Here is a 20,072-nt window from a genome sequence, read left to right as displayed (position 1 = left end):
CACGGAGGAGACAGCACTCGCGGCACTGGACCAATTCGAGGAGACGTGGGGCAAGAAATACCCCATCATTGTACGCTCATGGCGTAGTAACTGGACGGAGCTATCGACGTTCTTCCGCTATCCCCAACAGATGCGCAAAATCATCTATACGACGAATCTAATTGAAGGCTACCACAGGCAACTACGGAAGGTGACGAAAGGCAAGAGCATGTTCCCGACGGATGATTCTCTCGTGAAGATGCTGTATCTGGCGACAATGGAAGTGACCAGAAAATGGACCACGCGAGTTCATAACTGGGGAGAAATCTTCAGCCAGCTTGCGATACATTTCGAGGAGCGCTTGAAACCCTATCTTCACTAGAAACCGTCTGATAGAGTTTACACAAAATTATTGACACTCCCATACTTTGGGCTAGGCATTGTAATAATAGGGTCTCATTTTTTGAAAATGTGATTTCTAATCCATTTTGAAAGTATTTACCTCGCTCAATATCTAGATAGCAGTTATCACTGAGGTAAATAAGTGTCTTGTTTTTTAACTTATCCATAGGTACAGTACCACCCAATTCCATGTATTTTCATTTATTACATACATGTAGAGTTCCTTTTCTGGGTAATAGTACAACGTGTACAGCACTCTCGCACGTGAATCTTAGTCTACTCAGAAAATTACGTAGATCATGTTCTTATTTTAAGAATGGAAAAGGGATTAGCGAAGAGCTCTTTGTTGGATAACAGGTTAAAGCAAATGTAAGTCATATGAAAAAGTACGCTACTTGTCCCTGAAGCAAAATCCCTCACGGAAAGCGGCCAGTTTACATTAGCGCTGGCCGCTTCTGGTATGCCAACTTAAAATTCTACCTCACGAGCCACCCGCCACGTTCAAATCCGCCAATCCGTCTGAAATCGTCCGCTGAATGTCAAACGACGCTTTGATCATACGGTCAAACAGTTCCTGCATCGTGGGAATGTCCCTGATTGCACCGGCCACTTGCCCTGCATTCACATGGCCCACTTCGAATAATCCCTCTAGCGCGCCTTGAACGTGACTATCTTCACTTAAGGCCTGTTCGAATTCAGACAGCGACATGCCGCCTTGCTCCTTCTCGTAGAGTTCCTTCGAGCGGGGCGTGGCAAGCACGCGGGTTATCCGGCCAACGGATCGGCCAAGAACCAGCGTATCGCTTTCTGTGGCATGTAGTAGCGCTTCCTTGTATCGCAGATTGACAAGCGCTTCCTTTGTCGCAATGAGACGGGTCCCCATTTGAACCCCACTCGCCCCCAAAGCAAGGGCGGCAACCAGGCCGTTTGCGTCCGCAATTCCACCTGCGGCGACGACTGGGACTCGAACGGCTCTCGCAACCAAAGGCACCAGAACCATCGTTGTAATCTCCAGCGGAGAGTTTTTCCCGGCCGCTTCCACGCCTTCAGCAACCAATATGTCCGCGCCAGCCGCTGCCGCCTTGACTGCATGTTTTTCCGAGGCCACCGTGACCATCACCGTCTTACCGATGCGATGTAAACGAGGAATCCAAGGGCTCGGGTTGCCCGCTGATAGACTCACGACGGGCACATCGTGCATTTGAATTAACTCGATAACCCCTTGTGGGTCAGGGTGGATATTGACAGGCAAATTGACGCCAAAAGGGTTGCGCGTCAATTGTTTCGCAACGACGATACGCCGTTCAACTTCATCCAGCGGTAGCGTTCCGGCACCAATCTGACCCAATCCGCCTGCTTCCGAGACAGCGGCACATAACTCGCCGCTACTGACATTTCCCATTCCCCCCTGAATAATCGGATAACGAATACCCAATATATCGATTAATCGTCGGATATACACGACCATCCCCCCTTTTTGTGGAAAATAAAGAACAAGGCGAATATCCAATTCGCCTGCTCCCTCGATTTATTTTTGAAGCGTTACGTCATCAAATTCCGAACGACACAAACTTGGTTTCCAGAAAGGCATCCATTGCATATCGCCCGCCTTCTCGCCCAATCCCACTTTCCTTAAATCCACCAAACGGCGCCTGCGTCTGCGTCGGTGCGCCGTCATTGACGCCGACAATGCCGTACTCAAGACCCTCTGCCATGCGGAAACAACGGCTATTATCGCGGGTGTAAACATATGCGGCCAATCCGTAAGTCGAGTCATTCGCCATACGCAAGACCGAGGCTTCATCTTGAAATGGAATCATGGGAACAACCGGTCCAAACGTTTCTTCCCGCAAAATTTTCATATCCGGTGTCACATCCACAAGCACCGTCGGCTCAATATAGAAGCCATTCGCATATTCGCCCTCAACGAGTCGACGCCCGCCATATACAACTTTGGCGCCTTTTGCGACCGCATCCTCAATATGCTCTAAAACCTTATTCATGCCTTTCTCATTCACCAAAGGTCCAATTTCCGTAGCTTTATCGCGTCCATCACCAACCTTCGCGTGTTTTAAACGCTCAATGAGTTTTTCAGTAAATTCCTGTAGAACTGACGCGTGCACAAAGAGTCGATTCGTACAAATACACATCTGCCCCGACGTGCGGTACTTACTTTCAAATAACCCTTGAACAGCGGCATCCAAATCGGCATCGTCGAAGACGATGAACGGAGCATGACCGCCCAATTCCAGGCTAACGCGCTTCACCTGTTTGGCTGCACCTTCCATTAAACGTTTTCCAACTCGTGTCGATCCGGTAAAAGCAATCTTCCGGACATTTGGGTTCTCCAGAAATTCCTTGCCGATTTTCTCCGGATCCCCAATGACCAGATTCGCCACGCCTTTCGGAAACCCAGCTTCCTCAATCAACTCAAACAGACGAATCGCACTCAGTGGTGTACTCTCAGCTGGTTTCAACACCACCGTGCAACCGGCTGCCAACGCGGGTGCAATCTTTCGCGCGACCATGTTCACGGGAAAGTTCCACGGCGTAATCGCCGCAACGACGCCAACCGGTTGACGCAACACCATCAATCGTTTGTTCGGATCAGCACTCGGAACGGTTTCCCCGTACACACGCTTCGCTTCTTCCGCATACCACATAAAGTTGTCCGCAGCACCAAGTACTTCCCATTTCGCTTCCCGTAGTGGCTTGCCCATCTCTGTAGCGATAATGGTCGCCAACTCATCTCGGTGATTGCGCACCAATTCATAGAGCTGATAGAGGTATTTCGCACGTTTTTGCGCTGTGGTCGTCGACCAATCTGGAAATGCCTCGTGCGCAGCGGCAATCGCCTTCGCCGCATCACGCGCATCGCCAAACGTGACAACGCCTACCTCTTCCCCATTTGCAGGATTTATCACACGCAAGACTTCTTTACTCTCCGACTCAATCCACTCATGATTCACAAACATGCGTTTCACTTCAGCCATGGAACACATCCACCTTTCATATCGCTTTGTCTACGACAACCTTTCGACAAGCGTGGCTAAACCTTGACCCACACCAATACACAACGACGCAAGTCCGTATCGCCCCTGCCGGCGAATGAGTTCATAAGTGAGCGTCCCGACCAATCGCGCACCGCTTGCGCCCAGCGGATGCCCATACGCGATTGCGCCACCATGTACATTGACCTTATCCGTATCGATGCCAAGTTCTCGTATACAAGCCAAGGATTGTGCAGCAAACGCCTCGTTAATTTCGACGACATCGACATCATGGATTGAAATCCCAACGCGGTTGAGTAGCTTACGCGTCGCGTAAATTGGGCCAAGGCCCATGACATCCGGATTGACCCCCGCTACTGCAAATGAAACAATCCTGGCTAGTGGCTGCAAACCCAAAGATTCTGCATAATCCTTATCCATGAGGAGCAGCGCTGCGGCACCGTCGTTAATCCCAGATGAATTTCCGGGGGTCACCGTTCCACCAGGACGAAAAACTGGCTTTAACTTTGCCAAGCTCTCCATCGTCACATTGGGTCGGATGTGCTCATCTCTGGCTACGATTTCAGTCTGCCCGCGCCCGAACGGCACTTCGACGGGAATCACTTCTCGCGCAAAGATGCCGCTATCCCATGCGTTTGCAGCTCTACGCTGACTAATTAGCGCAAATTCATCCTGATCTTCTCGCGAAATTTGGTATTGCTCCGCAACGTTCTCTGCAGTCTCACCCATACTAACGGGCGGATAAAGCGCTGCCAGCTTAGGATTCACAAAGCGCCAGCCAATGGTCGTGTCCGCCACCTCAGGATTCCCCCGCTGAAATGGCTGCTCAGCCTTTAACATCACAAGCGGAGCGCGTGACATACTCTCCACGCCACCGGCAATGTATGCCTTTCCAACCCCCATCCGAATCGCGGCCGCCGCTTGATTCACCGCTTCCAAGCCAGACGCGCAAAGCCTGTTCACCGTTACCCCGCCCACGGTTTCTGGTAAACCGGCCAGCAAAAGCGCCATCCGCGCAATGTTCCGGTTGTCCTCACCAGCCTGATTGGCGCACCCGAAGATGACATCCTCGATATCACTGGGATTCAATAGTGGATTTCTCGCGACTAACGACCGAATCACGGTGGCTGCCAAGTCATCTGGTCGAACGCGAGACAACGCTCCACCATATTTGCCAAATGGGGTTCTTACCGCGTCTACAATGACCGCTTCACATGCCATCATCGCCCGTAGTAAGAGAGTTATCCCCCCTTACTACGGTCTTCACCACCCTTTCCTGTTGATACTCGTAAAAACCGCGGCCTGCGGATTTTCCCGTTCGCCCAGCGTATACAAGCTTTTTCAAGTATAAAGAGGGGCGATATCGATCTTCGCCGAGTTCACTGTGTAAGCTCGCGAGAACAGCCAAAATCTCATCAACACCAATTTCATCAGCCCAAGTAAAGGGTCCTTTAGGATAATTCGTGCCAAGAACCATGGCACTATCAATATCCCGTGCTGTAGCCACACCTTCACTGAGTGCGAACGAGGCCTCGTTGACAAGCAGTGACAAAATCCTGGGGAAGACCAGCCCTGGCGCGTCATCCACCACTTCGACATGTTTGCCACGTTGGGCAAAGAATTGCACCAATCTCCCCCATCTATCGTCGTTCTCCTCCTGAAGGGGGCGAGCGAGTTCCATGACATCAAGCGTTTCAATCGCCCAGGGATGAAACCCAGCTACCAGTAGATTCCTATCCATGAGCGCTGCGACTTGCGTGACACACGCGGCAGTACATGAAGTAAACACCATCGCATCAGCCGGTACACAATTGCGAACAGACGCCCATGCTGTCATCTTTCGATTCACATCGAAATGAACATCCAGCACCACATCAAAACGCGGATACGTATTCAAATCAACCGGGTGGTTTACGCGATATTGTGTTACATAATCGCCTTTTGATTGGAGCCATGTCGCGAGATCATTCGCCGTCTTTCCGTCGCCGAGAAGAAGAATATTACTCGTCATACCTGTAATACCCCCGCCCGGTTTTACGACCGAGCATGCCAGAATTGACCATCGTTCGCTGAATCGGATGCGGTCGAAACCTAGGTTCGCCAAAAAAGGATTCATACGTGGAACGGGTCGCCGCAAAGTTAATATCGAGCCCAATCATATCTTGCAGTTCAAAAGGTCCCATCTTAAACCCAGCGCTTCTCATAATCCTATCCACTTGCTCCACCGTCGCGACCCTATCTCCAACCAGGCGAAGTGCTTCATTATAAAAGGGGCGGGCAACCCGATTCACGATGAACCCTGGCGTATCACGGACTTGAATCGGCACCTTACCCACATCATTGGCCAAACCCATCGCCGTAGATATGGCGTCATCGCTGCTCATGCGGGATCGAACAATTTCTACTAACGGCATACGTGGCGCCGGGTTAAAAAAGTGCATACCAATCACGCGTTCAGGATGACTGGTTACCGATGCAATCTCCGTCACAGACATCGAGGACGTATTTGTCGCCAAAATGGTTGTCGGCGAATGGATGTTATCGAGACTACGGAAAATATCTTGTTTGACATCCAGCCGTTCAAGTGCCGCCTCCACGACCAAAGCTGAGCCTTCCGACTGCGCAAGCGTTGAAATTCCCTGAATACGACACATGATTTCCTGCGGTTTCGCATCAAGTTTTCCGCGCTCAAATTGCTTTTGAAGGCGCAGTAAAATCGCGTGAATGCCATGTTCCCGAGCCTCTTCGTTCACATCGAACAACTTGACAGAATAGCCACCCACGGCAAAGACTTCCGCAATGCCATTGCCCATCGTTCCGGCACCGACAACCGTCACAGTTCCCTTATGCACACAGACCAACCTCCTTCCGAACCACATCGCAAATACAACTAACGTCCTTGATATTCCGGCGTTCGCTTTTCAAAAAACGCCCGCAATCCCTCCTGATGATCATCTGTCCGTCCGGCCAGCGCTTGTAATTGAGCTTCATACGCCAACGACTGTTCGAGCGTATTGCCAAGTCCCTGGTATATTGCCCGCTTCGTCATACCAATCGCTTTCGTCGGCAATTTGCCAAGGCGCTCTGCCAAGGCCAGCGCCTCCGACAACAGTTGTTCTGGTGGGCAGGTACGATGAATGAGCCCCATTTGCGCTGCATCGACGGCTGATATTTTTTCGCCAAGAAACATGACCTCTATCGCTTTCGTCAGTCCGATAATCCTCGGTAAGAGCCATGTACTCCCTGAATCAGGAATCAGTCCAATATTGACAAAAGATTGAATCAATGAGGCGCGTTCTGACGCTATCCTAAAATCACAAGCTAAAGCCAAGCTGACACCCGCTCCAGCTGCAACGCCATTAATGGCAGCAATGACCGGTTTGTCCAACCTCGTCAGCTTCAAAATCAAAGGGTTATAGCCCTGTTTCAAAACTTCACCGTAGTTTAGGTCTGGATGATGCTGAATGGATTCCAGGTCTTGGCCTGCACAAAATGCTCGCCCCTCACCCGTTAGTACCACCGCCCGAATTTCTTCATTTCGTTCAATCCCCGTCAACACGTCTTGAAGCGCACGTTGCATCTCTGGCGTAAATGCGTTGAGTTTATCTGGTCGATTCAGAGAAATTACGGCGACAGTATCGCGCTGTTCCACTCGTATGGAGGTGTCCATGTCCTATCCCCTCTATCTACCTTGAAAAAATGGTTGCCGTTTTTCCATAAACGCGCGCATGCCCTCCGTTTTATCCTGACTCCCACAAAGGAGATAAAAGCAATTGCGCTCATACTCCATACCGTCTTGAAGCGTACTGTCATAGGCTTTCCCCACAGACTCTTTAATCAATTGAACAGCAAGTGGCGCCTTGCTAGAAATCACCTGCGCAATGCCTAACGCTTCTTGTACGCATAACTCACTTGGAACCACCCGATTAATAAGACCGAACTGCAAGGCTTCCTCCGCTGTGATAGGTTCACCCAGTAACAAAATCTCCATCGCCCGCGCTTTTCCGACCGCCCGAACCAAGCGCTGCGTTCCACCAGCCCCAGGCATGACGCCTAAATTTACTTCCGGTTGCCCAAACTTCGCATTTTCACCCGCGACAATGATGTCGCAAGCCATCGCCAACTCGCAGCCACCACCCAGTGCATACCCATTGACCGCTGCAATCAGTGGCTTTCGTAACCAGCGAATTCTATCCCAACAGCGAAACTGATTGCGCAATTTCATTTCTACCGCCGTTGCATCGACCATCTCCGATATATCAGCGCCAGCGGCAAAAGCACGCATGCTACCGGTTAGAACAGTACAGCGCACATCATCATCCACATCGAGTCGCTCAAGCTCCGCCACCAATTCCTCCATCAATTCCAGATTTAGCGCATTGTGCGCTTGATGGCGCCGAAGCTCGACAAGTGCGACAAAACCATCGACGTCTACAGAGATATACTTGTATGAATTCCCCATCTCAATCCCCCAATTACGCCCCTACGACTTCGCCAATCGTCATCGACACAATCGATCCGGCAAAGCCCATCAAATCCTTTGCCGCAGCTCGCCCCTCTGGTGACTTCATGGAATTGGTCAGTTCCTCGTGATTTAAAAAGTACATTTCAGCCATCAGATAGTAGTCCGGTTCGGTTCCCATCGGCGTTCCAACAAATCGGGTTACTTCAATCTTCTGCAAACCGGGCATTTTCTTCACCAAAGGCGTGTGAACGCTTTCATAATGCACGTCAAATGCTTCCTTATCTTTGGGCATTTTGTACATCGCGACTAGTTTTACCATGGCAGATTCCCTTCCTTTTCAATGAAATGTCGTTCATTTATCCAAATAATCCATCAGACGTGATAGAGATTACGGTGATCGACAATGCGCACGGCCTTCCCCTCACTTCGAGGCAGCGTTCCCGGTTCGCAAAGGGTGATGTTTGTTCCAATGCCCAGTGTGTTTTTAAGCTCGTGGCCCAATTGCTGGTGCAATGACCGAAAAGCCTCATGTTGCAGGTTGAACTCACCTGCCATATTGACCAATCGTTCGTTCACTTCCACACACAAGGTCAACTCATCTAACGTACCTTGACGCTCGACAACAATTTGATAGTAAGGAGAGAGATCAGCCATATTCATCACAACCGATTCAATTTCCGACGGAAATACGTTGACGCCACGGACAATCAGCATGTCATCCAGACGGCCTTTTATCCGCGACATCCTGACATGCGTTCGCCCACACCGACAAGCTTCTGAATAGATATAGGCCATATCACCTGTGCGATAACGAATCACGGGGAGCGCTTCCTTCGTAAGCGTCGTAAAGACAACCTCACCTAACGCCCCATCGGGTACAGGCTCACCCGTTTGTGGATGAACAATTTCAATCAGAAAATGATCTTCCGCAATATGCAAACCATCCTGTGCCTCTGCACACTCGATTCCGACACCCGGGCCCATCACTTCTGACAGACCGTAAATATCCAGCGCCTTCATCCCGAGCTTCTCTTCCAGCGCCTTTCGCATTTCCTCAGACCACGGTTCTGCACCCAGAATTCCGTACTCCAAGCTGACCTGTCGCGGGTCTTTGCCCATTGCCTCCAGTGTTTCGACGATGTTCAAAAGGTAGGATGGCGTTGCTGCGACGCCGCGCGGTTTAAAATCTTCAATCAATGTAATTTGACGACTTGTGTTGCCGACGGAAACCGGCACAACCGTCATGCCGAGTCGTTCTGCACCATAATGCAGACCTAGCCCACCGGTAAAAAGTCCATACCCATATAACACGTGAAAAATATCACCCGGAGTCCCACCTGCCGTCGCGATGGCTCGTGCAACACATTCAGCCCAATTTTCAATATCTCGTTTTGTATAGCCAACCACTGTAGGCTTACCCTTTGTCCCGGATGAACCATGTAATCGAACAACATCCGTTTGGTTGACTGCAAATAAGCCAAACGGATAGTTCTCCCGAAAATCAGTTTTCTTCATAAAAGGCAAACGATAAATATCCTCTACCCCACGAATGTCTTCAGGCCGCACACCGAGTTCATCAAATTTCCGACGATAAAAGGGAACCTGTTCGTAGGCGCGATAAACAGTTTCCCTCAGTCGCTCAGATTGCAAAGCTCTCAGCGTCTTACGGTCCATCCGTTCAATTTCCGGTTGGAAGAGCACGTGAATCATTCCCTTCTTCATCCTTGTATCGGGCGCATCTCTATACAACCTTCATCCCTTCAAAGGGTTGACAACAGTTTTTACAGTAGAAAATGGCTCGACATGCCGTTGGCCCAAATAAATTTTCAATTTCCGTATCTGCGGCTCCGCAATACGGGCACGGTGGGGCAACGCGATGTTTTACATTCGAAAGCGGTGCTGCAATGCCGAATTCCCGAAGCTTGCGAATCCCCTCCGGCGTGATTCTGTCCGACGACCATGGCTTCGTCATCACAAACTCAACATCAATACCCACTAAACCATCCAGCCCGCGAACACTCGCCAAGACGCGATTGCGAATCAATTCAAGCGCAGGACACCCAACAAATGTCGGCAACAACTCGACCTTTCCATAACCGTTTGCAACTGTAACGCGATAGACCATTCCCAGTTCACTGATGCTCACGGCAGGAATTTCTGGATCTTTCACATCATGAAGCGCTCGCATTAACGCTGAAGTTAACGCTTCATCTGAATAGAGCGTATCCTTCTCCATTTCCGCTCCCTCACTTCACAAATCGGCAATCACCATTTCGCCCCTGGTTGAAGCCGATAAACTTCACTCATCGTGTCCAACAGATTTATTAAAGGCACAGTATGCTCTCCAACGCGCCCTCCATCTGACATCATGGGGATACGCGGTAAGCAAAAGCCAATTTCATCAAATGTCGGCTGGAGTAGTGAAATCCACTCATCGCGCATTTGCTCTGCATTCTTGGAGATAATCCCCGCCTCGACAAGCGTTACAGCATATTCCCCAAGGGAAAATAAATCGTCTAAAGAACCCCATATCGCATCCACGGCGGTCAACAGTTTGCCTCTCGATTCCTCTCCACCAGAAGCAAGTCGTTTAAACCAGGTTTCCATGTGCAATAAATGATAGCGTTCTTCCCGAATGATCTTCGATGCCCCCATAGCCAGCGGCTCATAGCTGGAATGTAAAATGGCCGACAAGCGAACCTGTTCAAACAAGTCGTAGAAATAATGTCGAGCGATGGTCCCAGCCCAATCTCCATTTTCGGCCTCGACCAGCCGAGCATTCCGACGAGAACGACTATCGCGTTCAAACGCCAACACATCAGATGGGGCAACGTGCAACTCCTCTAATAAATTGTAGTAAAATGTGGCATGACCAATTTCATCTTGAGCAATAGACGAAAAGGCGACGTCTTCCTCAATATCTGGCGCAACACCCAGCCACTCAGAATTGCGATGGCCAACCATCAATTCATCATCTGCAAGTTGAAAGAGAAAATCGACCAGTGCAGATGGATGGCTCTCTTGTGATTTCACACACGTTACCTCCCCATCACTTTTTTACATCTTCAATAATTTCCTCAAGCGTCATAGCACGCTCCTTAAACGCTTTCCAACGTCGTGCGTTGTCTGCATAGCCACCCACTTCGCGGTATTTGCGATCTAGTTCGCGCGCAAAAAAATCCGTGTCATCATACGGTGTCGAGTAAATATCGCTTTGCCGAACAACCCAAATGTTTACTGCCCGATCGCGACGCAAAAAATTTTCTCTTGCGGTTTGCAACGCGATGTCTGCTGTTGGTGCTAAGACGCTTCCAACATGCTCATGTTGATCTAAATGCGTCCGTTGCACAAAAACCTCAAAGGCTACGTAGTGCTGTGACATACTCACCCCTCCTCAAGCAAGCGGTTGCTTTTAAAAGACAAACGTTTGGGCACTATTCTCCTAGAAATACCGGCTTTCTTCTTTCCGCAAAGGCGTCTAACGCTTCTAGGCGATCTTTCGTGGGAATCAGCAATTCGTACGCCTGCGACTCGATTTCCAACCCTGTACTGAGATCGACATTCTGTCCTTGATTGATGGCAAACTTCGCTTGTCGAACAGCAATTGGCCCGTTCTCAGCAATTTCCCTCGCCGTTGTAATCGCTTTCTTTTTGGCGAATTCAAAATCCGCTTCGACACCCGTCAATATGCCAAGTTGCAGCGCAAAATCCGGCTGAATCCGTTCAGCTGTGAATATCAACTTCTTCGCCCACATTGGACCCACCAGCCGAGTTAACCGTTGTGTTCCGCCAGCACCTGGAATAATCGCCAAACTCGTCTCAATTAAACCGAATTGCGTATGTTTCGCTGCGTATCTCAAATCGCATGCGAGTGAAAGCTCAAATCCACCACCCAATGCGAAACCATGAAGTACAGCGATGGTTGGCTGTGGCAGGTTCTCAATTTCCGTAAATACGTCTCTTATTTTGAGTACATTGCGTCTTACTTGGTCGGGAGAGAGCGTTCGCCGCTCTTTTAAATCAGCGCCAGCGCAAAATGCCTTGCCCTCCCCAAAAAACACAACGGCCCTTAGATCCCGACGCACGCGAATCTCGTTGACTAGCTCACCCAAAACGCACAAAGACTCATAGTTTAAGGCGTTCAGCGCATGCGGTCGGTTTAACTTCACAAACGCAATGTGTTCCTCCTCATATTTCACAACCACTTGTTCATCGGTCATCTCCCGAACCCTCTCCAGACTCATGATTTAAATGACCGCTTTCTCCTGAGAATGAAGCAACGCATCACGGACCCATCGATTCCCCTCGTGCGCCTCACGCCGCAATTGTACGCGTTCCTGGGATTTTGGCCCCTGATTCTTTCGAACAATGTTCGAGAAGTATTCCCAATCTGGCTCTGTATAGTGCCACTTTTGTTCAGCCTCGTCGTAATAGAGATTTGCATCCGGAACGGTTAAGCCGATGGCGCGGATGCGTGGCACATAGCGACTCAAGAATTTTTGGCGCAACGCTTCATTCGATTTAAAGCGGATGCGATAGTAAATCATTCGAGAAGCTGCATCCGAAACTTCAGTGGGACCAAAGAAAAACATTAAAGAATTCCACCAACGATTCAAGGCTTCTTGGAGCATCTGTCGCTGCGCTTCTGTCCCCTCCGCCAATGACAAAATGATGGATTCCCCGTGATGCATATGAAAACTCTCTTCCGCACATATCCGCTTTAATACACGGGCATAAGGTCCGTAGGAACAATCCAACAGTGCAGTTTGTGTGATGATGGCCGCACCGTCCACGAGCCAACCAATGATTCCAGCGTCCGCCCATGTAGGCGCTTCCATATGGAACACATTGTGAAACTTTATTTTTCCCGTAAAAATGTCCGTAATCAAATCATCCCGAACTTTACCCAAGGGCGCTGCTAAGTCTTCCGCTACTCTTAGCAGTAATTGACCATGCCCCATCTCATCCTGAACCTTTGCGAGCAAAGATAACTTTCTGCGCAGCGTAGGTGCCTTGGGTACCCATTCTTTTTCCGGATAGGCCCCCATAATTTCACTCACGCCATGCATATGAATCAACCGTAATAAGAGAAGTCGATACTCATCGGGCATCCAGTCCGTTGCTTCAATCTTTTGACCCCGTTCAATCCTCTCCATAAATTCCTTCATTCGCACGTCACTCATCGCTGAGATTCACCTCTCATTCAGAATGCCTCAGCCCAAATAAGATCACGTTGGCAAACCTATCCGCTATATCCTCTGGTGTAAGTTCACCATCAGGCTGGTACCAGTTATATACCCAATTTGCTACGGACAAGATCAGCAATCTTGCGAACTTTGGATCCGAAATGACAAACTCCCCCGCCTGAACACCGCTCTCTAAGATGTCTTTCCAATACATCTCATACTCATCACGCTTTTGTTGTATGATGTCGCGGCGTTCATCCGAAAGCGCATGCCACTCGTGCAAAAAGACCCTAGACACATCCAAATGGTTCGAAATGACCCGAATGTGAGCTGCAAGCCCCGCCCGTACCTTCTCAGTTGGGGTCATAGAGCTATTTGCGACACTCTGAATAGCGGTGACAAACGCCTCAGCACCGTCGCTCGCAATCTCAAATAGCAAGTCTTCTTTGGATGAAATATGACTGTATAAGCTTCCAGAAAGTATCCCTCGCGCATTCGCGATATCTCGGATTTTTGTGCCGTGATACCCCTTTTGACTGAATAAACGACGGGCCTCCTGCAAAATCTGCTCTCTTTGTGCCGATTTCTTCTCCATAAAATCCCCTACACAACGATTATGCAAGCGCTTGCTTGTTATATCTTTATCTTATGATCACGACATTAAATTGTCAATTGTTCGCCAATTCCGTGTTCACACCATATAGCACAGGCGACGCCAAAAATGAATAATACGTCAGAAGGCTCTTCGTTCAAGGCGACAATGATCTGTCGTATTCGGTTCACTGGGTGCTATGACTTGTCTGAATCATGGGGATGTGAATTTGAAGGTAAACAGTACATCAGTGAAGAATCCCAACACCCGTTGTCGTAGGGCTTATCCGTCAATCCCAATAAGAAACAACGCATTGATTGATCATCTCTTGACCACGACGTATCATTTCTTCCATTTTTTCTTCTTCTCGGGATAATTATCGCTTAACAATGGGGATGGTTCTAACTTGTATGGCGTGCCTGTTGGGGATCCGTCAAACACAGTACCAGTTCCCGGAAAATCATGCCACCACCCGCGATTTTTATCTTCTTCAATCTTGAATGTATGCGTATTTTCATCAAACTTCTGTCTAAATTCCTGTTCCTTCTGTTTAGCCAGCGCTTCGTTTATACACAATTCAGCCTCAACAATGTGTTTATCTTTCCACACTTGTACTCGCCACACTTAAACTTCACCTCGCCATTCGTGTTTTAAATGTGATCCTAAACAACATCGTACCATACATACCGACACCATGCTTATATCGCGTTATGCCCATATATTTACTGTAATCAATCTTTGACATCAGTTCTTCACATCCGCAGAATGTAAATAAACCTTTACATAAGAGAAGGTCGGTATGTGGTAAAAAATCGAATACGTGAACTTCGAAATCAACTAGGCATATCGCAAATTGAGCTCGCAAAGGAACTGCAGATTACTCGGCAAACCGTCATCGCCATTGAATTGGGCAAGTACAATCCAAGTCTGGAGTTAGCACTAAAAATATGTCGATATTTCCATCTGAGGGTTGAAGATATTTTTGAATTGGTGGAGGACGAGTCCGTATGAATTTAGGTTGGAAAAATACAGTCGTACTGGTTCTCGGATTTGCCATCGGCTTTGCAGTTTATTCAGCATACACGCATCAATTCAATACAAGCTTATTTTTAGGAATGGCAATCGCTATTTTCTTCGGCGTACTATCCGAGGTCATTTCAACACTGCGTGCCATCCGAACGAAGGTCCCCACCGTTGACGAACGCACGGTGGAAAACTGCCGCAAGGTCGGTTTTGTCATAATGTTTGTCTTACTATTCGCGATTCCTGCTGTCGGGATGATGGTCGCCATGGTGATTGGCTATCCGTCGATCTCGATTCCAATAGCTTTTGGATATCTCCTATTCAGTATGGTCGTTCTCTCCATCGGACTCCATTGGGCACTGAAACACTGAATTTTCAATTCCGTCCGTTCGTAAAACACACCCGGTTGAACTTACACCACGAATTTCTCTTCACGTCATTCCATCTGGAGGAAATGATATGCGCAGAAAACCGATGTCTCTTTACACCATGCTTTGCTGGGTCATCATCGCCATTGTCATTCTTGGGCAACCAAGCTTCATTGCCCATCAATACGGGTTTATCCTCATCCTTGTCGTTATGCCAATAGGCTACTTTTTAGCGTTCCGATTGAAATATCGTTGGCTGTTCACTGCCATTGAAGCCATCGTGATTGACGGCCTCAGCTTGATTTCTCTTCATCACAACGTAAAGGAGATTCTGATAAGCATTTTCTTGGGTCCCGTTCTCTCTATAGGAAATCTTATAGGAACACAAGCGAAACAAGAGAACGCGAATCGCGACAAAGAAGGTGTAGAGGTGGCTATTCACGATGAACGAGTAAAGCAACGTGTAAGCCGCTTCATTAGCGCCTGCGCACTCCCATTTTTAGTCGTGTCTTTGGTCGTCGCTTTTGTCTTACAACACGATTTTCACATTCAACAAATACCGACATCCTATGTTGAACTCTACTTATTTGGCGCGTGCGTAGCCGTATTGGTTTCTTCAAGCGTGATCATGCGAAGATAGGAAGCAAAGCATGCATTGTCAGAGAATGAGTGGCTCATCAAAGTCGATACCCACCTCTTTACCTAGAGACAGCACGTGTTTATGGGTAAAGTCGCGTACGCGATAGACGCGGACATTGTCTTCCGTCGGGTGAACGAGGTCGCGAAGGGATCGGATAAATTCCACGTATTGCAGTTCATCCAATTGACACTCAAACACAGATTTCTGCACACGCTGGCCACGGCTCACACAGAGTTGGGCTACTCGCCTCCTCGAAGAAATACGATAGATTGCACTCTCTCGAACAGGTACGTGGAACATTTTCTCGTGAGACACACGGCTTACGCGCACAACTCCAAATGTGGCTCTGACGCGGGCCATGCGTAAACTCCACTGGATGCGGCGGCGTACCAACAACCGTTGTCAAATACATCTTCCCCTCTGTTTTTGAACCGGTTCTAATGTATAAGGAGACACCGACATCGCCTTTTTACACCGAACCGGATAAAAATTTTCTAAGGCTGTAATGGACGCGGATAATGTACGTCAATACATATGAGGAGGGATGGAGGGTGGATTCTGCGATCGCACGCCTGTTTGATGAGTTTGCAGACGATATCTACAGTTTCCTGGTGTATTACACGGGCACTCGAGATGTTGATGATTTAGTGCAAGAGACATTTATTAAAGCCCTTCGTGGCCTAAGTAAATTTGAAGGCAGGTCCAGTCCGAAAACCTGGTTACTGCATATCGCCAAAAATGTCGCCGTAGACCACTATCGGAAGAGTAGACGGCATGAATTTGTCGCTGACGATCTGCTAAGAGACGTGGACTCAGGTCAGAGGACACCCGAAGAACTGGCAGAGTTGAAGGATTCCCGCGATAGTATCCTCCAACTTCTATCTCAACTCAAGCCCATTTATAGAGAAGTGATTTTATGCCGAACTGTCATGGACATGACGGTTGAAGAGACCGCCAGAGCACTCAACTGTTCAGGTAATCGAGTACGCGTTATATTCCATCGCGCGATTAAAGCTGCAAGGGGGTTATCAAATGAAGTTCTTGAATGATGATGAGCAGCGAACCATGGAACAACTTTCACGTATGCCAAAGCTCTCAATGAAGGCCGCGAGTAAGCAACGGATTCGACAGAACCTTGTGCAATTGTCCGAATCACAGTCCTCAGCTTCGCGAAGAAGGTTTAGAGGAAGAATTAGCGGATTCGCGGCAGGACTCGGCGCGATTGCCATCGTCACGCTCGGCTACTTGTCGGTTTCCCACCATCAAAAACCGGCACCTAGCCAGCGCACGACCGCCAACAGGACAGCACCCCTGCAGGCTGAATCATCTGATATGCAAACTTTAGTGAATCAGATGACACCAGACCAACAGTCAAAACTACACCAACTGCTTACCCGCGATACACAACTGGCGGATTTGTGGATTTATGACGGTGATACCAACGATCCCGCTCTCGTCACGCAAATGGAGAATGATTTTAAAACATTCCAAGCGCTCTTCCCTCAACAAATGGTAGCAATCAAGGCATATCCCGTTTCCGTATACAAAGAGACCGTTCCATCGGCTTTGAGTCCAGGCGTTGATGCCAATTATTTAGATGGATATCTGGCAGAAATTTATCTTGCATACCAAGCAGCCATTTGGAACATGGGGGATCCAAACACAAATTTAATCAATCCCCAATTAGTTAAAATTGTACAACGTCCCGATGTACCCGGCGTGTTTGCTACGTGGAATCGCGTATTCTTCGGAGGGAAAATAGACCCAAGCTCATTGACGCAACAGGAGCAACCATGAGATGACCATCGCTGGTGTCTACTCCATACGATAAACCCACATTACCGCAAACACACTGGGTAATGTGGGCCTACTTTTATACAGTAACTAACTGTCTACATCTTAAGTACTCTCTTGCCAACTCTTTGATAGGTCGATGCCATCCTCGACGACAAGGATTGACGAACAGTGAATCTGCTCGTGTTTGCGTTACAAAGTCCAAGGTCAATTGCTGAAAACCATCTGGATTTGAGCCTCCAGGTTTGTTCCCTTGATAACAAGCCTCGCAATAATTAAATGTGAGAACGTCGATATTCCATATTTTATGCAATGATGTAGGCTTAACTCCCCACTTGACGCGGTTTCTAAAAAAGAAGTTGTAACAAAATAAGCTTTAACAACACTAATCATGTGAAAGGAGGGAACCAGTTGTCACAATCCTCATCAGAAGCCGCTTTAACACTATTTGAGCAATACGGAAATGAAATATACAGATATATCCGTTTTACCGTGGGTGAAAGTAATGCAGAGGATATTCTTCAGGAGGTATTTCTTCAAGTAGTAAAATCTTGGGATAATTTTAAACATAAATCAAGCGTAAAAACATGGCTGTATGCAATTACAAACAATTGTATTAAGGCAGCATTACGCAGGAATAAATTTACTCAAAACAATGTTGATTTAGAAGAAAAATTGCACGACAACAATATTAATGAAAACATATTTTTGATTGACTTAGAGCAGATGTTACTGACACAGCATAATGTCCGAAAACTGACGGCGTAAGTTGGCCGTGAATTGACGGATTCGCTGTCCAAGAGTGTTTACAGAAATGGGAAGAGAGAGTTTCTCCCTTCCCGGCGTGTTTCTATAGGTCGACGCTGACCACGTATCGTCGGTTTTCTAAAAGTCCAAAAGCCGTGTCGCCGGTGATGATGTACCATGATGCTCGCCCGAGCTCGATCCGCCCGCGAAGCGTCTTGCCGTTAATATGAAATTGCAAGAGTTCGCCGCAGTGCATGCTATACCATTCGTCTCTGCCTTCAACCACCCAACGCGACAACTCTTTGTCGTAGAACATCTGTAATCTTCGTGCCATCATGAGCATTCACCTTGAATGACGCGTTCAACCATGTGGTCGTCGATAATCCGTTGCCGATTTTGAGCGCCGTACATGAGACAATGCGTACAGAGTTTGTTGACCAGTCTTGGAACTCCGACCGAGAAGCGATAGATTTCATCGACTGCCTTGTCCGAGAAGATGGACTGCTGTCCGGCTCCTGCGTAGGCTAGATGGCGTTCAATGTATGCCCCGACTTCAGCGCGGTCGTAGTGATGCAACTTACACTGCAGGTCAATGCGTTGCCGAATGGCGGCGTAAGCCTGTAAGTTGAGCCGTTCCCACAACTCATTTTGCCCGACGAGAATGAGCGCCATGGGGCTTTGCGCATCCATTTTGAAGTTGAGCAAAAATCTTACTTCCTCAAGCATCTCCCGATCTAGCAAATGTGCTTCGTCTACGACCACAACTGGACTGAGGCTATGTATCCCACGCATCAGCTCAATCTCACGATGCAATTGACGTTTCGCGTCGCCGCGATAAAACTTAGCCTCGCAACCGAGTTGCTCGAGCATCCCCTTGTAAAAATGTCGTGGGGTCAGCTTAGAATCCGACAGGTACAGAATTTTGAACTTCGACTGTTCCAGCGCCTCCGAGAAACGACGGATGGTTGTGGTTTTTCCGGTTCCACAATCTCCAGTCACCACTGCGAACCACTGACGCTCCGCAGCATACTTCAGCCGACCGAGAATGTCCTCCAGTGTAGATGACATGTAGAGTTCATCTGTTGGAATATCTCGTGAGAAGGGCGTGTGAGTAAAGCCGTAGAACGATTCAAACACGACTGTTCTCCCCCTTCCAGACCGCGTCATAGCGGACTGCAGGCGTGATACGCTCAAGCCGATCCTGATGCTTCTTCTCAGCTGCATCCAACAAGCGAGAGGTGTCAACGCTTTGGTTTTCGAACCGCTCTGGAAGTTTAGGTCTTTGCCCAGCCCGCTCACCAATAACCAGTTCTCTAACAGCCCAAGGTTGGTGACCCTCGTATTCGATGGTGAGTTCGGTGATGTCTGCGGGGTCGTATATGACATTCACCTTACAACCGATGAATGACAGACCCACTTCATACTTCTTGCCCATGAAGTTGATACAACCAGACTTGTCCACTTTTCGAGTTTCGGCATGCAAAAAGGCATCCGCAATGCTCTCTGGTGAGATGAAACGAATGGCTTTACGGTCACTGCGATAGGCGGTCTCGGGGCTCATCTGATTCTGAAGTGCGGAGTGAGGTTGGTTCTGATAACATTCACTTAACCAGACCTCAAATTGTTGATTCAAGTGTTCCAATGTCTTAGGTTTTGCCGCAGCGACTTCGTCCAGAAGCGAGTCGACGATACGATTAAACCGCTCTATTTTTCCCTTCTAATGTGTAGCTGCGCATTAGAAAGGTAATGAGAAGCTCGGGATAATGTGGTATTAAGTCAATAGAACGGACACCCCAAACAGAGAATTTGTAAGTTTTAATATTCTGATACGGACCTACTCAGCTTGCTTTAACCTGTTGCGTGTG

25 protein-coding genes and 2 pseudogenes are annotated in these 20,072 nt (G+C 48.4%); 7 read left to right on the top strand and 20 right to left on the bottom strand.

From position 1 onward, the window contains the following. Nucleotides 1–361: transposase (locus J3482_RS17560; protein WP_206922846.1), on the top strand; the 361-nt coding region annotated here is incomplete at its 5' end. Nucleotides 362–862: 501 nt separating this feature from the next. Here J3482_RS17560 and J3482_RS17555 read toward each other — a convergent pair. The 16 genes and pseudogenes from J3482_RS17555 to J3482_RS17480 all read right to left on the bottom strand — a co-directional run bounded on the left by J3482_RS17555 (nt 863) and on the right by J3482_RS17480 (nt 14,259). Beyond that, nucleotides 863–1,837 carry an NAD(P)H-dependent flavin oxidoreductase gene (locus J3482_RS17555; RefSeq protein ID WP_328702749.1) on the bottom strand — a complete coding sequence of 325 codons (975 nt, stop codon included), beginning with the start codon at nt 1,835–1,837 and terminating at the stop codon, nt 863–865. 94 nt (nt 1,838–1,931) lie between these two features. Further along, nucleotides 1,932–3,374: an NAD-dependent succinate-semialdehyde dehydrogenase gene (locus J3482_RS17550; protein ID WP_206922845.1), complete on the bottom strand. Its 1,443-nt coding sequence runs from the start codon at nt 3,372–3,374 to the stop codon at nt 1,932–1,934. Nucleotides 3,375–3,404: 30 nt separating this feature from the next. Next, nucleotides 3,405–4,613, bottom strand: a complete 1,209-nt coding sequence (locus tag J3482_RS17545; protein WP_146822840.1) for a thiolase family protein — start codon at nt 4,611–4,613, stop codon at nt 3,405–3,407. Beyond that, nucleotides 4,603–5,403 carry a 3-hydroxyacyl-CoA dehydrogenase family protein gene (locus tag J3482_RS17540; RefSeq protein ID WP_206922844.1) on the bottom strand — a complete coding sequence of 267 codons (801 nt, stop codon included), beginning with the start codon at nt 5,401–5,403 and terminating at the stop codon, nt 4,603–4,605. The genes J3482_RS17545 and J3482_RS17540 overlap by 11 nt, the downstream gene beginning before the upstream one ends. After that, on the bottom strand, nt 5,393–6,244 hold the full coding sequence (locus J3482_RS17535) for a 3-hydroxyacyl-CoA dehydrogenase NAD-binding domain-containing protein (RefSeq protein ID WP_146822835.1): 852 nt from the start codon (nt 6,242–6,244) through the stop codon (nt 5,393–5,395). The genes J3482_RS17540 and J3482_RS17535 overlap by 11 nt, the downstream gene beginning before the upstream one ends. A 38-nt stretch (nt 6,245–6,282) precedes the next feature. Further along, nucleotides 6,283–7,062 carry an enoyl-CoA hydratase-related protein gene (locus J3482_RS17530; RefSeq protein ID WP_146822833.1) on the bottom strand — a complete coding sequence of 260 codons (780 nt, stop codon included), beginning with the start codon at nt 7,060–7,062 and terminating at the stop codon, nt 6,283–6,285. 12 nt (nt 7,063–7,074) lie between these two features. After that, nucleotides 7,075–7,854, bottom strand: a complete 780-nt coding sequence (locus J3482_RS17525) for an enoyl-CoA hydratase-related protein (protein ID WP_146822831.1) — start codon at nt 7,852–7,854, stop codon at nt 7,075–7,077. A gap of 13 nt (nt 7,855–7,867) precedes the next feature. Beyond that, nucleotides 7,868–8,176: an EthD family reductase gene (locus J3482_RS17520; RefSeq protein WP_146822829.1), complete on the bottom strand. Its 309-nt coding sequence runs from the start codon at nt 8,174–8,176 to the stop codon at nt 7,868–7,870. Nucleotides 8,177–8,307: 131 nt separating this feature from the next. Further along, nucleotides 8,308–9,372 (bottom strand): annotated as a pseudogene (locus J3482_RS17515) (phenylacetate--CoA ligase family protein); the annotation flags it as partial. Nucleotides 9,373–9,598: 226 nt separating this feature from the next. Continuing rightward, a complete protein-coding gene (gene paaD, locus J3482_RS17510; RefSeq protein WP_188332227.1) occupies nt 9,599–10,093 on the bottom strand; it encodes a 1,2-phenylacetyl-CoA epoxidase subunit PaaD in 495 nt (164 codons plus the stop codon). A gap of 29 nt (nt 10,094–10,122) precedes the next feature. Beyond that, on the bottom strand, nt 10,123–10,890 hold the full coding sequence (gene paaC, locus J3482_RS17505) for a 1,2-phenylacetyl-CoA epoxidase subunit PaaC (RefSeq protein ID WP_206922843.1): 768 nt from the start codon (nt 10,888–10,890) through the stop codon (nt 10,123–10,125). A 16-nt stretch (nt 10,891–10,906) separates the two neighbouring features. Further along, on the bottom strand, nt 10,907–11,239 hold the full coding sequence (locus J3482_RS17500; RefSeq protein ID WP_146822825.1) for a phenylacetic acid degradation protein: 333 nt from the start codon (nt 11,237–11,239) through the stop codon (nt 10,907–10,909). A 52-nt stretch (nt 11,240–11,291) separates the two neighbouring features. Beyond that, nucleotides 11,292–12,077, bottom strand: coding sequence for an enoyl-CoA hydratase-related protein (locus J3482_RS17495; protein ID WP_146822823.1), 786 nt, complete (start codon nt 12,075–12,077; stop codon nt 11,292–11,294). Nucleotides 12,078–12,104: 27 nt separating this feature from the next. Beyond that, nucleotides 12,105–13,040 (bottom strand): 1,2-phenylacetyl-CoA epoxidase subunit PaaA, encoded by a 936-nt coding sequence (gene paaA / locus J3482_RS17490; RefSeq protein WP_146822821.1) that lies wholly within the window; start codon nt 13,038–13,040, stop codon nt 12,105–12,107. A gap of 16 nt (nt 13,041–13,056) precedes the next feature. Then, nucleotides 13,057–13,638 carry a TetR/AcrR family transcriptional regulator gene (locus J3482_RS17485; protein ID WP_021295035.1) on the bottom strand — a complete coding sequence of 194 codons (582 nt, stop codon included), beginning with the start codon at nt 13,636–13,638 and terminating at the stop codon, nt 13,057–13,059. Nucleotides 13,639–13,977: 339 nt separating this feature from the next. After that, entirely contained in the window at nt 13,978–14,259 is a 282-nt protein-coding gene (locus J3482_RS17480) for a hypothetical protein (protein ID WP_021295539.1), read from the bottom strand. Between the two features lie 177 nt (nt 14,260–14,436). On the opposite strand from J3482_RS17480, the gene J3482_RS17475 reads away from it, so the two are divergent. The 3 genes from J3482_RS17475 to J3482_RS17465 all read left to right on the top strand — a co-directional run bounded on the left by J3482_RS17475 (nt 14,437) and on the right by J3482_RS17465 (nt 15,666). After that, complete coding sequence (locus J3482_RS17475; RefSeq protein ID WP_021295540.1) at nt 14,437–14,646, top strand: helix-turn-helix transcriptional regulator; 210 nt, start codon at nt 14,437–14,439, stop codon at nt 14,644–14,646. Beyond that, nucleotides 14,643–15,029 carry a hypothetical protein gene (locus J3482_RS17470; protein WP_146822819.1) on the top strand — a complete coding sequence of 129 codons (387 nt, stop codon included), beginning with the start codon at nt 14,643–14,645 and terminating at the stop codon, nt 15,027–15,029. Before J3482_RS17475 ends, J3482_RS17470 begins: the two co-directional genes overlap by 4 nt. An 88-nt stretch (nt 15,030–15,117) precedes the next feature. Further along, complete coding sequence (locus tag J3482_RS17465) at nt 15,118–15,666, top strand: hypothetical protein (RefSeq protein WP_021295542.1); 549 nt, start codon at nt 15,118–15,120, stop codon at nt 15,664–15,666. 18 nt (nt 15,667–15,684) lie between these two features. Here J3482_RS17465 and cas2 read toward each other — a convergent pair whose 3' ends face one another. Further along, complete coding sequence (gene cas2, locus J3482_RS17460; protein ID WP_146823049.1) at nt 15,685–15,966, bottom strand: CRISPR-associated endonuclease Cas2; 282 nt, start codon at nt 15,964–15,966, stop codon at nt 15,685–15,687. Between the two features lie 251 nt (nt 15,967–16,217). Between cas2 and J3482_RS17455 the strand changes: the two genes are divergently transcribed. The 3 genes from J3482_RS17455 (at nt 16,218) to J3482_RS17445 (ending at nt 18,228) form a co-directional block, all read left to right on the top strand. Next, complete coding sequence (locus J3482_RS17455; RefSeq protein WP_188332226.1) at nt 16,218–16,715, top strand: RNA polymerase sigma factor; 498 nt, start codon at nt 16,218–16,220, stop codon at nt 16,713–16,715. Next, on the top strand, nt 16,699–17,463 hold the full coding sequence (locus J3482_RS17450) for a hypothetical protein (protein ID WP_146822815.1): 765 nt from the start codon (nt 16,699–16,701) through the stop codon (nt 17,461–17,463). The genes J3482_RS17455 and J3482_RS17450 overlap by 17 nt, the downstream gene beginning before the upstream one ends. A 408-nt stretch (nt 17,464–17,871) precedes the next feature. Further along, nucleotides 17,872–18,228: an RNA polymerase sigma factor gene (locus tag J3482_RS17445; protein ID WP_188332225.1), complete on the top strand. Its 357-nt coding sequence runs from the start codon at nt 17,872–17,874 to the stop codon at nt 18,226–18,228. Between the two features lie 82 nt (nt 18,229–18,310). On the opposite strand, the gene J3482_RS17440 is transcribed toward J3482_RS17445, so the two are convergent. The 3 genes and pseudogenes from J3482_RS17440 to J3482_RS17430 form a co-directional block, all read right to left on the bottom strand. Further along, the gene (locus J3482_RS17440) at nt 18,311–18,541 is read right to left on the bottom strand and encodes a DUF5348 domain-containing protein (RefSeq protein ID WP_223204131.1); all 231 of its coding nucleotides are present in this window, start codon (nt 18,539–18,541) and stop codon (nt 18,311–18,313) included. Beyond that, the gene (locus tag J3482_RS17435) at nt 18,541–19,344 is read right to left on the bottom strand and encodes an ExeA family protein (RefSeq protein WP_206922842.1); all 804 of its coding nucleotides are present in this window, start codon (nt 19,342–19,344) and stop codon (nt 18,541–18,543) included. The genes J3482_RS17440 and J3482_RS17435 overlap by 1 nt, the downstream gene beginning before the upstream one ends. Next, a pseudogene (locus tag J3482_RS17430) lies at nt 19,337–19,924 on the bottom strand (Mu transposase C-terminal domain-containing protein); the annotation flags it as partial. The gene J3482_RS17435 and the pseudogene J3482_RS17430, both read right to left, overlap by 8 nt. Nucleotides 19,925–20,072 lie beyond the last annotated feature (148 nt).

The organism is Alicyclobacillus suci, assembly GCF_017329615.1.
In the GTDB taxonomy this organism is placed as follows: Bacteria; Bacillota; Bacilli; order Alicyclobacillales; family Alicyclobacillaceae; genus Alicyclobacillus; species Alicyclobacillus suci.
This window is presented reverse-complemented; position numbering and strand designations above follow the sequence as displayed.

Excerpts from the sequence above, each read along its gene's own strand:
- J3482_RS17550 (WP_206922845.1), bottom strand. The coding sequence starts at position 3,374 with ATGGCTGAAGTGAAACGCATGTTTGTGAATCATGAGTGGATTGAGTCG.
- J3482_RS17545 (WP_146822840.1), bottom strand. The coding sequence starts at position 4,613 with ATGGCATGTGAAGCGGTCATTGTAGACGCGGTAAGAACCCCATTTGGC.
- J3482_RS17540 (WP_206922844.1), bottom strand. The coding sequence starts at position 5,403 with ATGACGAGTAATATTCTTCTTCTCGGCGACGGAAAGACGGCGAATGAT.
- J3482_RS17530 (WP_146822833.1), bottom strand. The coding sequence starts at position 7,062 with ATGGACACCTCCATACGAGTGGAACAGCGCGATACTGTCGCCGTAATT.
- J3482_RS17525 (WP_146822831.1), bottom strand. The coding sequence starts at position 7,854 with ATGGGGAATTCATACAAGTATATCTCTGTAGACGTCGATGGTTTTGTC.
- J3482_RS17520 (WP_146822829.1), bottom strand. The coding sequence starts at position 8,176 with ATGGTAAAACTAGTCGCGATGTACAAAATGCCCAAAGATAAGGAAGCA.
- paaD (WP_188332227.1), bottom strand. The coding sequence starts at position 10,093 with ATGGAGAAGGATACGCTCTATTCAGATGAAGCGTTAACTTCAGCGTTA.
- J3482_RS17500 (WP_146822825.1), bottom strand. The coding sequence starts at position 11,239 with ATGTCACAGCACTACGTAGCCTTTGAGGTTTTTGTGCAACGGACGCAT.
- J3482_RS17495 (WP_146822823.1), bottom strand. The coding sequence starts at position 12,077 with ATGACCGATGAACAAGTGGTTGTGAAATATGAGGAGGAACACATTGCG.
- paaA (WP_146822821.1), bottom strand. The coding sequence starts at position 13,040 with ATGAGTGACGTGCGAATGAAGGAATTTATGGAGAGGATTGAACGGGGT.
- J3482_RS17485 (WP_021295035.1), bottom strand. The coding sequence starts at position 13,638 with ATGGAGAAGAAATCGGCACAAAGAGAGCAGATTTTGCAGGAGGCCCGT.
- J3482_RS17470 (WP_146822819.1), top strand. The coding sequence starts at position 14,643 with ATGAATTTAGGTTGGAAAAATACAGTCGTACTGGTTCTCGGATTTGCC.
- J3482_RS17465 (WP_021295542.1), top strand. The coding sequence starts at position 15,118 with ATGCGCAGAAAACCGATGTCTCTTTACACCATGCTTTGCTGGGTCATC.
- cas2 (WP_146823049.1), bottom strand. The coding sequence starts at position 15,966 with ATGTTCCACGTACCTGTTCGAGAGAGTGCAATCTATCGTATTTCTTCG.
- J3482_RS17450 (WP_146822815.1), top strand. The coding sequence starts at position 16,699 with ATGAAGTTCTTGAATGATGATGAGCAGCGAACCATGGAACAACTTTCA.
- J3482_RS17440 (WP_223204131.1), bottom strand. The coding sequence starts at position 18,541 with ATGGCACGAAGATTACAGATGTTCTACGACAAAGAGTTGTCGCGTTGG.